Annotated in this window: 16 protein-coding genes; 8 read left to right on the top strand and 8 right to left on the bottom strand. The window is 51.6% G+C overall.

Annotated features, from left to right (window positions below; translation table 11 throughout):
- Nucleotides 1–350 precede the first annotated feature (350 nt).
- The gene (gene gmhB, locus NNO08_RS14715; protein ID WP_048212629.1) at nt 351–917 is read right to left on the bottom strand and encodes a D-glycero-beta-D-manno-heptose 1,7-bisphosphate 7-phosphatase; all 567 of its coding nucleotides are present in this window, start codon (nt 915–917) and stop codon (nt 351–353) included.
- Nucleotides 918–1,106: 189 nt separating this feature from the next.
- On the opposite strand from gmhB, the gene metN reads away from it, so the two are divergent.
- The 6 genes from metN to proS all read left to right on the top strand — a co-directional run bounded on the left by metN (nt 1,107) and on the right by proS (nt 6,698).
- Nucleotides 1,107–2,138: a methionine ABC transporter ATP-binding protein MetN gene (gene metN, locus NNO08_RS14710; RefSeq protein WP_202039440.1), complete on the top strand. Its 1,032-nt coding sequence runs from the start codon at nt 1,107–1,109 to the stop codon at nt 2,136–2,138.
- Nucleotides 2,131–2,784 (top strand): methionine ABC transporter permease MetI, encoded by a 654-nt coding sequence (locus tag NNO08_RS14705; RefSeq protein WP_005132073.1) that lies wholly within the window; start codon nt 2,131–2,133, stop codon nt 2,782–2,784. The genes metN and NNO08_RS14705 overlap by 8 nt, the downstream gene beginning before the upstream one ends.
- 44 nt (nt 2,785–2,828) lie before the next feature.
- Complete coding sequence (gene metQ, locus NNO08_RS14700; RefSeq protein WP_003829145.1) at nt 2,829–3,644, top strand: methionine ABC transporter substrate-binding lipoprotein MetQ; 816 nt, start codon at nt 2,829–2,831, stop codon at nt 3,642–3,644.
- A 116-nt stretch (nt 3,645–3,760) separates the two neighbouring features.
- The gene (rcsF, locus tag NNO08_RS14695; protein WP_040230040.1) at nt 3,761–4,165 is read left to right on the top strand and encodes an Rcs stress response system protein RcsF; all 405 of its coding nucleotides are present in this window, start codon (nt 3,761–3,763) and stop codon (nt 4,163–4,165) included.
- Nucleotides 4,162–4,869 (top strand): tRNA (N6-threonylcarbamoyladenosine(37)-N6)-methyltransferase TrmO, encoded by a 708-nt coding sequence (gene tsaA, locus NNO08_RS14690; protein WP_271441985.1) that lies wholly within the window; start codon nt 4,162–4,164, stop codon nt 4,867–4,869. Before rcsF ends, tsaA begins: the two co-directional genes overlap by 4 nt.
- 110 nt (nt 4,870–4,979) lie before the next feature.
- On the top strand, nt 4,980–6,698 hold the full coding sequence (proS, locus tag NNO08_RS14685; RefSeq protein WP_040230039.1) for a proline--tRNA ligase: 1,719 nt from the start codon (nt 4,980–4,982) through the stop codon (nt 6,696–6,698).
- A 142-nt stretch (nt 6,699–6,840) separates the two neighbouring features.
- On the opposite strand, the gene nlpE is transcribed toward proS, so the two are convergent.
- From nlpE to NNO08_RS14670, 3 genes are read right to left on the bottom strand one after another with little or no spacing between them, the layout of a single operon-like run.
- Nucleotides 6,841–7,542, bottom strand: coding sequence for an envelope stress response activation lipoprotein NlpE (nlpE, locus tag NNO08_RS14680; protein WP_271456993.1), 702 nt, complete (start codon nt 7,540–7,542; stop codon nt 6,841–6,843).
- A gap of 31 nt (nt 7,543–7,573) precedes the next feature.
- A complete protein-coding gene (arfB, locus tag NNO08_RS14675) occupies nt 7,574–7,996 on the bottom strand; it encodes an alternative ribosome rescue aminoacyl-tRNA hydrolase ArfB (protein WP_271441988.1) in 423 nt (140 codons plus the stop codon).
- Complete coding sequence (locus tag NNO08_RS14670) at nt 7,996–8,538, bottom strand: YaeQ family protein (protein ID WP_271456992.1); 543 nt, start codon at nt 8,536–8,538, stop codon at nt 7,996–7,998. The genes arfB and NNO08_RS14670 overlap by 1 nt, the downstream gene beginning before the upstream one ends.
- A 199-nt stretch (nt 8,539–8,737) precedes the next feature.
- Between NNO08_RS14670 and NNO08_RS14665 the strand changes: the two genes are divergently transcribed.
- Both NNO08_RS14665 and rof read left to right on the top strand, forming a co-directional pair.
- Nucleotides 8,738–8,938 carry a YaeP family protein gene (locus NNO08_RS14665; protein ID WP_005132083.1) on the top strand — a complete coding sequence of 67 codons (201 nt, stop codon included), beginning with the start codon at nt 8,738–8,740 and terminating at the stop codon, nt 8,936–8,938.
- On the top strand, nt 8,925–9,185 hold the full coding sequence (rof, locus tag NNO08_RS14660) for a Rho-binding antiterminator (protein ID WP_048212636.1): 261 nt from the start codon (nt 8,925–8,927) through the stop codon (nt 9,183–9,185). The genes NNO08_RS14665 and rof overlap by 14 nt, the downstream gene beginning before the upstream one ends.
- 64 nt (nt 9,186–9,249) lie before the next feature.
- Here the strand turns inward: rof and tilS are convergent, their stop codons facing one another.
- From tilS to accA, 4 genes are all read right to left on the bottom strand, one after another.
- Complete coding sequence (gene tilS, locus NNO08_RS14655) at nt 9,250–10,542, bottom strand: tRNA lysidine(34) synthetase TilS (RefSeq protein ID WP_271456991.1); 1,293 nt, start codon at nt 10,540–10,542, stop codon at nt 9,250–9,252.
- Nucleotides 10,543–10,603: 61 nt separating this feature from the next.
- Entirely contained in the window at nt 10,604–10,993 is a 390-nt protein-coding gene (locus NNO08_RS14650) for a VOC family protein (protein ID WP_048212638.1), read from the bottom strand.
- Nucleotides 10,994–11,057: 64 nt separating this feature from the next.
- Nucleotides 11,058–13,196, bottom strand: a complete 2,139-nt coding sequence (ldcC, locus tag NNO08_RS14645; protein ID WP_271456990.1) for a lysine decarboxylase LdcC — start codon at nt 13,194–13,196, stop codon at nt 11,058–11,060.
- 99 nt (nt 13,197–13,295) lie between these two features.
- Nucleotides 13,296–14,255, bottom strand: coding sequence for an acetyl-CoA carboxylase carboxyl transferase subunit alpha (gene accA, locus NNO08_RS14640; protein WP_003018513.1), 960 nt, complete (start codon nt 14,253–14,255; stop codon nt 13,296–13,298).
- Nucleotides 14,256–14,265: the final 10 nt, after the last annotated feature.

Genomic DNA, 14,265 nt, shown 5'->3' with positions numbered 1-14,265 from the left:
ATTAAACTTCGTAATGAATTACGTATGTTCACTCAGAGACTTGGTATTCATTTTTCGTCTTGCGACGTTAAGAATCCGTATCTTCGAGTGCCCACACAGATTGTCTGATAAATTGTTAAAGAGCAGTTGCGACGCGCTTTAGCGCTCTGTCGCGAGGTGGCGTATATTACGCTTTCCTCTTTCAGAGTCAACCCTGAATTTCAGGATTTTTCTCTTCAACCGAACCGGCTGTTTGTGTGAAGTGATTCACATCCGCCGTGTCGATGGAGGCGCATTATAGGGAGTCGACTCAGGAAGACAAGCGGAAAAATGCATTTTTGTTTCAACCGCTCACCTTTTATCCATAACGCTTACTTTTGCTGCTTTTTTATCGCCATTGGCAGGTCCGCCAGACTATTTAGCACTAAATCTGCCGCATTTTCTGCTTCCGGAGTGACTGGCTTGCCTGTACGCACTAATACCTTCGTTCCTACATTTGCAGCTGTCGCCGCCTGCATATCTTCTATTTTGTCGCCCACCATATAAGAAGCAGCCATATCGATGTGCAGAAAGTCTCGCGCTGAGATAAACATGCCTGGATGTGGTTTACGGCAGTCGCAGACCTGGCGGTACTCTTCGACTGTGCCCTGCGGATGATGAGGACAATAATAGATACCATCCAGATCAACATCGCGATCGGCCAATGACCAGTCCATCCATTCAGTCAACGTTTCGAATTGTGCCTCGGTAAATTTGCCACGGGCAATACCAGACTGGTTCGTCACAACAATCAGCGCATAACCCATCTTTTTAAGTTCACGCATAGCATCAATGACACCGTCGATAAATTCGAACTCGTCGATCTCATGGACGTAACCGTGGTCCACATTAATAGTGCCGTCACGGTCGAGAAAAATTGCGGGTACAGACTTTGCCACCTTTTATAGCTCCTGAATAAGGCATGTTGCTCTAGTATCGCATGTTTCGGTGGGCAAGAAAGTGCTCATCGTGCAAAGCCCGATTGATTTAGACGTCTGGATGCCTTAACATCCATCTTGTTGACGGCGTCGACCGTACCAGACAGACGAAAATGCCACGGCTAACTTAATTACGATAATAAATAACCAATGATTAAACTTTCGAATATCACCAAAGTGTTCCAGCAGGGGACTCGCACCATTCAGGCGCTAAACAATGTCAGCCTGCATGTTCCTGCCGGACAGATTTATGGCGTTATTGGTGCCTCCGGTGCCGGTAAAAGCACACTCATTCGCTGCGTAAACCTGCTCGAGCGCCCAACCGAAGGTAGCGTTCAGGTCGGCGGTCAGGAGCTGACGACGCTTTCAGAGTCAGGGCTGACTAAAGCGCGCCGTCAAATTGGCATGATTTTCCAGCACTTTAACCTGCTCTCTTCACGCACGGTATTTGGTAACGTTGCGCTGCCGCTGGAGCTGGATAACACGCCAAAAGAAGAGATTAAACGTCGTGTGACGGAACTGTTGGATTTGGTTGGCCTTGGTGACAAGCACGACAGCTACCCGGCGAACCTTTCCGGTGGTCAGAAGCAACGTGTGGCGATTGCCCGTGCTCTGGCAAGTAATCCCAAAGTGTTGCTTTGCGATGAAGCCACCAGCGCCCTCGACCCAGCGACGACCCGCTCGATTCTCGAATTACTGAAAGATATTAACCGTCGCCTGGGGCTCACCATTCTGCTGATTACTCATGAGATGGACGTTGTAAAACGTATCTGTGACTGCGTCGCAGTCATCAGCAATGGTGAACTGATTGAGCAGGACACCGTCAGTGAGGTGTTCTCACACCCCAAAACCCCGCTGGCGCAGAAGTTTATCCAGTCCACGCTGCACCTGGATATTCCGGAAGATTATCAGGAACGTTTAAAAGCTGAGCCGCAAGCCGACAGCGTGCCCATGCTGCGCATGGAGTTCACCGGTCACTCTGTTGATGCCCCATTACTCTCGGAAACGGCCCGCCGCTTTAATGTGAATAACAACATTATCAGCGCGCAGATGGATTACGCCGGCGGCGTGAAGTTCGGCATCATGCTGACTGAAATGCACGGTACACAAGAAGATACACAAGCAGCCATTAGCTGGTTGCAGGAACACCACGTAAAAGTAGAGGTACTGGGTTATGTCTGAGCCGATGATTTGGCTGCTGGTTCGCGGCGTATGGGAAACGCTGGCAATGACCTTTGTGTCCGGTTTTTTTGGCTTTGTGATTGGCCTGCCCGTGGGCGTACTGCTGTACGTGACGCGTCCAGGACAAATCATTGAGAACGCGAAGTTGTACCGCACGCTTTCTGCGCTGGTTAACATTTTCCGTTCCATCCCGTTCATTATTTTGCTGGTGTGGATGATTCCGTTCACCCGCATGATTGTTGGCACATCTATCGGGCTGCAGGCCGCTATCGTCCCGCTAACCGTCGGCGCCGCGCCATTTATTGCTCGTATGGTGGAAAACGCCCTGCTGGAAATCCCGACCGGGCTGATTGAGGCCTCGCGTGCGATGGGCGCTACGCCGTTGCAGATTGTACGTAAGGTATTACTACCAGAAGCGCTGCCAGGACTGGTCAATGCGGCCACCATCACTCTCATCACGCTGGTTGGTTACTCGGCGATGGGCGGTGCCGTCGGTGCCGGTGGCCTTGGCCAGATTGGCTATCAGTATGGCTACATTGGGTATAACGCTACCGTAATGAATACAGTACTGGTATTGCTCGTCGTTCTGGTTTATTTAATTCAGTTATCCGGCGATCGCATCGTCCGGGCAGTCACGCACAAATAACGTTACACACAACACTAAAAACTCATTAAGAAAAGGAAATAAGCATGGCGTTCAAATTCAAAACCTTTGCGGCAGTTGGAGCCCTGATCGGTTCTCTGGCACTTGTGGGTTGTGGCCAGGATGAAAAAGATCCTAACCACATCAAAGTGGGTGTTATCGTTGGCGCAGAGCAGCAGGTTGCTGAAGTCGCACAGAAAGTGGCTAAAGAAAAATACGGTCTGGATGTTGAACTGGTAACGTTCAACGATTATGTCCTGCCCAATGAAGCGCTAAGCAAAGGCGATATCGATGCTAACGCCTTCCAACACAAACCGTACCTGGATCAGCAGATCAAAGATCGTGGTTACAAACTGGTTGCCGTAGGCAATACCTTTGTTTATCCGATTGCAGGCTACTCCAAAAAAATCAAATCACTGGATGAACTGCAGGATGGCTCTCAGGTCGCTATTCCAAACGACCCGACTAACCTCGGCCGTTCCCTGCTGCTGCTGCAGAAAGTCGGTTTGATTAAACTGAAAGATGGCGTTGGCCTGCTGCCAACCGCGCTGGACGTGATTGAAAACCCGAAAAACCTGAAGCTGGTTGAACTGGAAGCGCCGCAGCTGCCACGCTCACTGGACGACGCGCAAATCGCACTGGCAGTCATCAACACCACCTATGCCAGCCAGATCGGCCTGACTCCGGCAAAAGACGGTATCTTTGTTGAAGATAAAGATTCCCCATACGTAAACCTGATCGTGACGCGTGAAGACAATAAAGATGCTGAGAACGTGAAGAAATTCGTTGAAGCATACCAGTCAGACGAAGTTTACGAAGCGGCAAACAAAGTCTTCAACGGCGGTGCTGTTAAAGGCTGGTAATTTTAGGCTGTTTTCACAATCTGTAATATCATCAGGACGGGCGCTTGCCCGTCTTGTCATTTATGCAAGCACCTGATTCAATATCTGACGTTTAGATCATTCATTGAGGAAATATTATGCGTGCTTTACCGATCTGTTTAGTAGCACTCATGCTGAGCGGCTGTTCTATGTTAAGCAGATCCCCTGTTGAACCCGTTCAAAGCACCGCTACCCCGCCAAAAGCGGAGCCGGAAAAACCAAAAGCACCGCGCGCGACGCCGGTCAGAATTATTACCAACGCAGAAGATCTGGTCGGTAAACCCTTCCGCGATCTTGGCGAAGTGAGTGGAGAGTCCTGCCAGGCATCAAACCAGGATTCCCCTCCGAGTATTCCAACCGCACGCAAACGCATGCAGATAAACGCATCCAAAATGAAAGCCAATGCGGTATTGCTACACAGCTGCGAAGTCACCAGCGGGACGCCGGGTTGCTATCGTCAGGCAGTTTGCATCGGTTCTGCCCTGAACATTTCGTCTAAATGAGTCATTTTCAGTTCGAGCAAATAGGCGTTATCCGCTCTCCTTATAAAGAAAAGTTCGCGGTGCCACGCCAGCCGGGCCTGGTGAAAAGCGCCAATGGCGAACTGCATTTGCTCGCGCCCTATAACCAGGCCGATGCTGTCCGCGGCCTGGAAGCATTCAGCCATTTGTGGGTGATTTTTGTTTTTCATCAGACAATGGAAGGTGGATGGCGTCCAACCGTGCGCCCACCCCGTCTGGGCGGTAACGCCAGAATGGGAGTTTTTGCCACGCGTTCAACCTTTCGTCCTAACCCTGTCGGGATGTCGCTGGTTGAGTTAAAAGAAATTGTCTGCCACAAAGAGAGCGTCATTCTGAAACTGGGTAGTCTGGACCTGGTCGACGGAACGCCGGTGATCGACATCAAACCTTATCTGCCATTTGCAGAAGCACTGCCTGACGCCACAGCCAGCTACGCGCAGCATGCGCCGGTTGCCGAAATGGCGGTAAGTTTCACTACAGAGGTTGAACAACAGCTTCTGACGCTGGAAAAACGTTATCCATCGCTGAAAACATTTATCGGCGAAGTACTGGCACAGGACCCACGTCCTGCGTATCGTAAAGGTGAAGAGACAGGCAAAGCGTATGCCGTCTGGCTACACGATTTCAACGTGCGCTGGCGCGTAACGGAAGAAGGTTTTGAAGTCTTTGCGCTTGAACCCCGCTAATTTCGTGCCCTTCTCTTTTGACATCCCTTTCTCGCTGGTAAACTAAACCACTTTTTTTGTGTCAGGCTGGCATCCAGCCTGTTCGATCGTTCAACTGGAACCGTAACAACATGCGTACTAGCCAATATCTGCTCTCCACTCTGAAGGAGACACCTGCCGACGCCGAAGTCATCAGCCACCAGCTGATGCTGCGCGCCGGGATGATCCGCAAGCTGGCCTCCGGGTTATACACCTGGCTGCCGACCGGCGTGCGCGTCCTGAAAAAAGTCGAAAACATCGTGCGTGAAGAAATGAATAACGCCGGTGCGATCGAGGTGTTGATGCCGGTCGTTCAGCCTTCTGAACTGTGGGAAGAGAGCGGTCGTTGGGAACAGTACGGCCCGGAACTGCTGCGTATCGCAGACCGTGGCGATCGTTCATTCGTACTCGGCCCAACGCATGAAGAAGTCATCACCGACCTGATCCGTAATGAGCTGAGCTCTTACAAACAACTGCCGCTGAACTTCTATCAGATCCAGACGAAATTCCGTGACGAAGTTCGCCCACGATTCGGCGTGATGCGTTCCCGCGAATTCCTGATGAAAGATGCGTACTCTTTCCATACTTCTCAGGAATCTCTGCAGGAAACTTACGACGCGATGTATGCCGCGTACAGCAAAATCTTTAGCCGTATGGGCCTGGATTTCCGCGCAGTACAGGCTGATACCGGCTCTATCGGCGGTAGCGCTTCTCACGAATTCCAGGTTCTGGCACAGAGCGGCGAAGATGACGTGGTATTCTCCGACAGCTCCGATTTTGCTGCCAACATCGAATTTGCTGAAGCCGTTGCGCCGAAAGAACCCCGCGCAGCCGCCACTCAGGAAATGACGCTGGTTGATACACCGAATGCGAAAACTATCGCGGAACTGGTTGAGCAGTTTAATCTGCCAATTGAAAAAACCGTTAAAACCCTGCTGGTGAAAGCGGTTGAAGGCAGCAGCTACCCGCTGGTTGCTCTGCTGGTTCGCGGCGATCACGAACTGAACGAAGTTAAAGCAGAAAAACTGCCGCAGGTTGCCAGCCCGCTGACTTTTGCTACTGAAGAAGAAATCCGTGCCGTCGTGAAAGCAGGTCCGGGTTCCCTTGGTCCGGTTAACATGCCGATCCCGGTGGTTATCGATCGTACCGTTGCGGTAATGAGCGATTTCGCTGCCGGTGCAAACATCGATGGTAAACACTATTTTGGTATTAACTGGGATCGTGATGTTGCAACGCCAGAAGTGGCAGATATCCGTAATGTGGTCGCAGGCGACCCAAGTCCGGATGGCAAAGGTACACTGCTGATTAAACGTGGTATCGAAGTGGGCCACATCTTCCAACTGGGTACCAAGTATTCTGAAGCAATGAAAGCTGCCGTTCAGGGTGAAGATGGCCGTAATCAGATTCTGACCATGGGCTGCTACGGTATCGGGGTAACTCGCGTTGTTGCTGCCGCTATTGAGCAGAACTTTGACGATCGTGGCATTGTATGGCCGGATGCTATCGCACCGTTCCAGGTCGCTATTCTGCCAATGAACATGCACAAATCCTACCGTGTGCAGGAACTGGCTGAGAAGCTGTACGCAGAACTGCGTGCACAGGGTATCGAAGTGCTGATGGACGATCGTAAAGAGCGTCCGGGCGTGATGTTTGCCGATATGGAACTGATCGGTGTTCCGCACACCATCGTGCTCGGCGACCGTAACCTTGATAACGATGATATCGAATACAAATATCGTCGTAACGGCGAGAAACAGCTGATTAAAACCGGCGACATCGTCGACTACCTGGTGAAAGCGATTAAGGGCTAATCAGATACCAACAATGTGCGTTTTGTAGGATTGTCCGGTGGCAATTCGCTTACCGGACCAACTCAAAACACGTACTGCAGGCTGGATGAGCAAAGCGCCATCCGGCAAATAAAAAGGCCTCGCACTATGCGAGGCCTTTTTATTAGTTGCTGCAATCCTTACCTGGCACAAACTTCGCGTTTTTGTCGGTGGCCAGCGTTTTCACCATCGCCCCGGTATCCGGGTTTGGCTCCAGGGTGAAATGACCTTCTACTGTCAACAAAACCGGTTTATCCGTAGCACCGCGTGCGCTCAAATAATCACGCTCCAGCTGTGCGTTGTTGGCAACGGCGACTCTTTTACCCGTTGCACAATCAGTAAAGATTGCGGCATCCGCCATGTAGAAGTACATTCCCCGCATCGGCATTGGCGTCACAGGCAGACTGGCAGAAACCGGCTGCAAGGTGTAGTTGAACTGTGACTCAATGGGATTGCCTTCACGATCGAGCATTTCCAGCGCTTCGCCTTTTGCCCGGTAGTAAGACTTTTCACCTTTGCTGTCCGTCAACACCAGCTTGTCAGCCGTACGCGCCCACGAGCCATATGAAGCAAACGAAGAAGGTTCATCACGTACGCCCTGATAGCGTTCGTTCATTACCCATGTTCCATCTTTTTCCAGGAACAAAGAGGTTTCAATCCCTTCGCAGTCCGCACAAGGCAAGATGCCACGCCAGCTTTGCTGCATCGGTTTTAATTCTGCCGCTTGTGTCGGTTGCAGAACATCAACTTCAGAGCGATTGTTACAGCCGATCAAGGCAAAGAGTGTAAATACAGCTGCTAATGACAGTATTGCTGTTTTCACCACAGATTCCTTCTCAATATTGTATTCCCATTCGTCAGTCCTGTGGGCGACGAACTTTCCCGCGCAGTGCCTTCACAGTGGACTTTTGCGCCTTCGATGACAATCTGCGCTCTTTTGAAGCGCGTGTCGGGCGCGTTGCCTGCCTACTTTTCTGCACTGCGGTTAATTCTTTAATCACCGCCACCAGCCGGGATATTGCCGCTTCCCGGTTCAACTCCTGGCTACGATATTCCTGAGCCTTAATAATAATGACACCCTCGCCGCTGATCAGATGATGACTGGCAGCCAACAGGCGTTCCTTGTAATACTCTGGCAGGCTGGAGGCCCGAATGTCAAAGCGCAAATGAATAGCCGTTGAGGTCTTGTTAACGTGCTGTCCACCTGCACCCTGTGCCCGAATAGCGGTGATTTCCAGCTCGTTATCAGGGATAGAGACATTTCGGGAGATAATAACCATCAACGCTGCTGCCACGCAGCCAGATGGATTTCCAGATTGTTCTGAGAGTCGGACAACCAGATAGCACCGTCCTGAATGGTTGCCTGCAGCGCCATGGTGCGCCCTGCGAACTCGCTCAATTGCGCCAATTGTTCATCATCCAGATACCACACGGATAAATTGGCAAACTGCGCGCATCGGGTCTGATTCTGCTGCCACCAGATTTGCGCTGCGCGGCTGTTATAGGCAAACAAAGCGACTTCAGCAGACTGAGTACACGCCTTCTTAATGCGACGCTCATCCGGCAAGCCGAGTTCAATCCAGAGATCAATGCCCAGGTGGTCGTTGCGCAACCATGCTTCGGGTTCGTCTTCAGCGCTTAAACCCCGCGTGAATTGCAGCCGCTCCTCAGCATATTTAATCCATGCCAACAGACGCAACATCATGCGTTCCTGGGTTTCTGAAGGGTGACGCGCCAGCGTCAATGTCGCGTCAAGAAACTGGTTGCGGTCGAGATCCGCTACATTGACGACGGCTTTATAGATTGTCGCTTTAAGCGCCATGGGAGAACTCCTTTTGAATCAGGCGTCCATTGTAGCGAAAACGGCGGCAAAAGGCTGCTAACCGCTAACGAAGGTACCGTCTATCAAGGCGCTGATATTGCTTGAATGAGTATGGTATAGTCACCTTGCTAAACAGAGTTTATCTTCGTAGGCTTAGACTTGCATCCACGGTTAAGTCAGAGTGCTGACAGGAGGGCATGTGGAAAAATATTGTGAGTTAATACGCAAGCGGTACGCGGAAATCGCCAGCGGAGACTTAGGGTATGTCCCGGATGCGCTGGGTTGCGTATTGAAGGTACTTAATGAAGTGGCGGCAGACAGCGCCCTTTCAGAGTCGGTCAGGGAAAAGGCAGCCTATGCTGCCGCGAACTTACTGGTGAGCGATTATGTCAATGAATGAAACGTATCAACCCATCAACTGTGATGATTACGACAATCTTGAACTCGCCTGCCAGCACCATTTGTTACTGACGTTGGCGCTCAAAGATGGCGAAGTTCTACAGGCGAAAGCAAATGACCTGGTTTCACGCAAAAATGTGGAATATCTGGTCGCCGATGTCTCGGGTGAAACCCGTGAGCTTCGCCTCGACAAAATTGCCAGCTTCAGCCACCCGCAAATCGGTACCGTGGTGGTCAGCGAATCTTAACCTTTCTTGCACCTTATCAGGCCTACTTTCCATACGATACGTAGGCCTGATAAGCGCAGCCCCATCAGGCACGCCACACCAGACTCACTCCTTCTTCACCTTTTGCCAGCCCTTCATGCGTCACGAAAACCCCTGCTGCCGCAATCAGCGTGTCACCGTAAAACAGTAACGGCGTGGTGTCTCGCCGCCAGGGAGGAATACCCTGTTCCTGCCAGATTTTTTTAAGCTTACGCCCACCGTTGCGCCCGACAATATGCAATAACCCAGGCGCTTTAAAGCGAATACTAACGGCTTCGTCAACGTGTGGCCTGCGAAGCTCACCCGTAGCGATAAGCTGTATCTCGCCCAACCCTGCAGGTAGCGCCAACGGCGTTTTCCAGGATTGCCACGGGATAACGGTTTCACTTTGCCCGTCAACCGACCTCACCCACCACAGCTGCGACTGATAACGGCGGACGTCATACTCACCAAGGCGAAAACAGGGCGATGCGTCCTCACGTGCCAACGCGACTTCCTGCCAGATACGTTCTAACGCATCACGGGAAGGCATCGGTGCATTTAATCCTGCCAGCCAGCGACGAAGCAGCGCAGCACGCCGTACGGTACTCATCGTCATTAATGGCCCGAGCAAGAGTGTACCTTGCGCCGTAACGCAGTTGGCTAAATCGCAGGCCAGCAGTTCATCCAGTAAGCTCTCCTGCTCAGCGCACAGCGCGGCGCTGCGGGCTGTAGCTTGCGCAAAATGCGGCCACCGCTGTTGCAGGTGCGGGATAATACGCAGACGTAAGAAGTTGCGATCGTAGGCGTCATCCTGATTACTTTCATCTACAATCCAGCGTAATTCATGCCTGCGCGCCCACTGTTCAAGCGCATCACGCGTTTGCATCAACAGCGGTCGAATGAGTTGGGTACCGCTAAAAGGCGAACTTTCCCCCATGGCCGAAAGCCCTGCAGGACCACTGCCACGCTTAAGCGCTAACAAAAATGTCTCACATTGATCGTCCAGATGCTGAGCGGTCATCAGCACCTCTCCAGGCAGCAGCGTCTGCGCAAAGGCCTGATAACGCGCTCGTCGGGCCTGCGCCTCGATGCCCAACCCATCATCCTGCAAATGAACCCGCTCAACCACCAGCGGCACCTGCCACTGCGCACATACCGTCTCACAGTGCTGTACCCAACTGTTTGCGTGCGGGCTTAATCCGTGATGAATGTGGATGGCCCGCAGAGAGACCCCCGGGTGCTGAATTCGCCACAGCACCAGTTGGTGCAACAGCACGGTAGAGTCGAGGCCGCCGCTAAAGGCAACGAGGATCGCGTTAGTGTTCAGAAGTGAAGTATTCAGCGTAAGTGTCGTCATGATGATTGCTTACAATAGCATTGCCCGGCACGTTACCGGGCTAAAGCTACAATGACAAGCCTTACAGCTCGTACAGTTCAAGTGGTAATCCGTCTGGATCGTTAAAAAACGTAAAGCGTTTACCGGTAAAGGGATCGATGCGCACTGGCTCACATTTCACATGATGGGCTTCAAGATGAGCAATCGACTTTTCCACATCCTCGACGCTGAACGCCAGATGACGTAAACCGCAGGCTTCCGGTCTACTGGGGCGACAGGGTGGGAAAGGAAAAGAAAAAAGCTCAATCACGTACTGGCCGTTCAGCGCCAGATCGCCTTTCCAGGAGTCACGTTCTTCCCGGTAGGCTTCACTCATTAACGTGAAGCCTAATACATCACAGTAAAATGCCTTACTGGCCCTGTAGTCCGTCGCAATAATGGCAATATGGTGAACCTGTTTTAAACCCAGCATGTTCTTCGCCTCTTTAATTTTACTCTCAGCACGTTACTCGTGCGCAACGGGTTCCGGCAAGTCGTTATGCCATTTTCAGGACTCTGACACGATACACGCCGTCCTCACCCAACTTAGCCCCATGAATGTCAGTTTCAAATCCAGGGTAGCGCTGCCCCACCGAGCACAGCATCAGCAGGAAATCGAGTACTGACCGGCTTTTTTCTGTGATCATTTCTCCGGGCATCAGCAGCGGGACACCTGGAGGATAAGGCAAGATCATATTGGCGGAAACACGCCCTACCAGTTGATCAAGAGTGACTGTCTCGACGTCACCTTTAATTTGCCGCTGCCAGGCCTGATGAGGCGTCATTTTCATTTCCGGCAACGTATCGAATGCCCGCAGCATCAACCCGGAGAGATCGTGTTGGCGGATCAATCGATGGATTCCCTGTGCCAGATCCTGAATGCGCATAGTGCGATAAAAATCGGGATCCTCAGCATACAGATCCGGCAGCATATTTTTAACGCGTAAATTCAGATCGTACGAACGTTTAAATTCCGTTAGTCCACGCAGGAGACCCATCGCCCGGGTTTTATCAATGCCGATACTGAACAGGAACAACAGATTATACGGGCCCGTTTTCTCCACGACGACACCGCGTTCATCAAGGAATTTCGCCACCAGTGCAGCGGGGATACCCTCTTCGCTCATAGTTCCCTGCTCATCCATCCCTGGCGTCAGAATGGTCACTTTCACCGGGTCGAGGTACATATGGTCGGCATCAGCATCAACAAACCCATGCCAGTCTTCACCTGGTGCTACTGGCCAGCACTCTGCTTCATCCACTTTTTCGGGTTGCCAGATATCAAAGAACCAGCCGTCAGATTCTTCACGCAGTCGCTGTACTTCTTTACGAAAGTGTAATGCCCGCTCAACGGAGCGATTGATTAATCGCTTACCTGAGTTTCCACGCAGCATCGCTGCCGCCGTCTCGATCGAAGCGACAATCGGGTAACTCGGTGAGGTGGAGGTGTGCATCATAAAGGCTTCGTTGAACGTCTCTTCGTCATAATCGCCTTTAATATGGATCAGCGAAGCCTGTGACAACGCCGCCAGCATCTTGTGGGTGGACTGGGTTTCAAAAATCACCTTTCCCGGCACCCGCTCGCCGCTCATACCACTTTTCCCCTGATAGATCGGATGAAAATGGGTATACGGCACCCAGGCCGAATCAAAATGAATAGAAGGCACATCCAGCGTTTGCTTGATCCAGTTAGTGTTGTAGAGCAACCCGTCGTAAGTGGAGTTAGTAATTACCGCATGCACCGGCCATTGCGCCTGTACCGTCTCTGCGACCTTGCGCTCGATACTCTCCCGGGTAAATTCACTCTTAGGTATACCACCAAGGATACCCAGCGCATTACGCGTCGGCTTGAGCCATACGGGCACGACATCGCTCATCATCAGCAAATGCGCCAGAGACTTATGACAGTTGCGGTCAATCAGTAACGTACTTCCCGAAGGGGCGGCATACATACCGACAATTTTATTCGATGTCGAAGTGCCATTAGTGACCATATAACTTTGCTCGGCACCAAACGTGCGTGCAATGTACTCCTCCGCTTCGAGGTGCGGACCGGTATGGTCGAGCAGCGATCCCAGCTCAGTCACCGAAATGGAGACATCAGCCTTAAGCGTATTGCCGCCAAAGAAATCATAGAACAGGCAACCGACCGGGCTTTTCTGGTATGCCGTTCCCGCCATATGCCCTGGGGTACAAAAAGTGTACTTTCCCTCTTTCACGTAGGTAAACAGTGCTTTGGTAAAAGGTGGCGTTATGTTGTCGAGGTATTCATTGGTGTACTGGCGAATACGCGTGGCAATATCGTCAGACTGACCCAATGCGTACTCAAAGAACCACAGCGCCATGCGCAGATCGTGTGCGCTGACATCCATCGTCGAATGGGTATTAATAAAGGCGTAAAGTGGGAGGTATTCGTTAAGCTGGTTGATGTCGCTACACAAATCCAGGCTGTATTCATCCCAGTCAAAAATGACGCCACAGATACGCGGGTTGTGCTCAATAAATTTCAGCAGGTCGTTGCTATTCTGCGGCCAGATTATCTGAAATCCCTGCTGCTGTAGCGCACGTTCAAGCTCCTTGATGGGCTCATCTTTGTAAAAGACGCCATGCGGTCCCATGATGGCAATGATATTCATGCGTTCCTCCTGGAAAAACCTTAGTTAATCATAGCCTGGTCAAACCGCAGGTAAAAAAAAGGGCCACAACGTTGTGGCCCTTTTCAGAATAAATGCAGTTTAGGCGTAGCCGTAGCTCATCAGACGCTGATAACGACGGTTTTTCAAATCATCTTTGCTTAACACGTCAAGATCGGCAAGATCGGCCAACAGCTGTGCTTTCAGTGATGCCGCCATCACTTCCGGGTTGCGGTGTGCGCCACCCAGCGGCTCAGGGATGATAGAGTCGATAAGTTTCAGCTCTTTCAGACGCGGTGCGATAATCCCCATCGCTTCTGCAGCCAGCGGGGCTTTATCTGCGCTTTTCCACAGAATAGAAGCACAACCTTCCGGGGAGATAACGGAATAGGTGCTGTATTGCAGCATATTCACTTTATCACCCACACCGATTGCCAGTGCACCACCGGAACCACCTTCACCGATAACAGTGCAGATGACCGGCACGCTCAGACGTGACATCTCACGCAGATTACGCGCAATCGCTTCAGACTGGCCACGTTCTTCCGCGCCCACACCCGGGTAAGCCCCTGGGGTGTCGATGAAAGTGATGATCGGCATATTGAAACGCTCAGCCATTTCCATCAGACGCAACGCTTTACGATAGCCTTCCGGCGCTGGCATGCCGAAGTTACGACGAATTTTCTCTTTGGTCTCACGGCCTTTCTGATGACCGATGATCATCACCGGACGGCCATCCAGACGCGCGATGCCGCCGACAATGGCCTTGTCATCCGCATAGGCACGATCGCCCGCCAGCTCATCAAATTCATCAAACGCCAGGCGGACATAATCCAGGGTGTATGGACGCTGTGGATGGCGGGCCAACTGGGCTACCTGCCATGCGCCAAGATCGGCGAAGATTTTGCGCGTCAGTTCTACGCTCTTTTCACGCAGACGATGCACTTCTTCATCGATGTTAATATCCAGTTTCTCATCCTGACGGCTAACCGCAGTCAGAGAATCGATTTTTGCTTCCAGCTCTGCAATCGGCTGTTCAAAATCAAGGAAATTCAGACTCATAGTATTCCTG

This window comes from Citrobacter sp. Igbk 17 (genome assembly GCF_028069775.1).
In the GTDB taxonomy this organism is placed as follows: Bacteria; Pseudomonadota; Gammaproteobacteria; order Enterobacterales; family Enterobacteriaceae; genus Citrobacter.
Note: the sequence above shows the minus strand (reverse complement) of the source record. Positions and strands in the feature narration are given on the sequence as shown.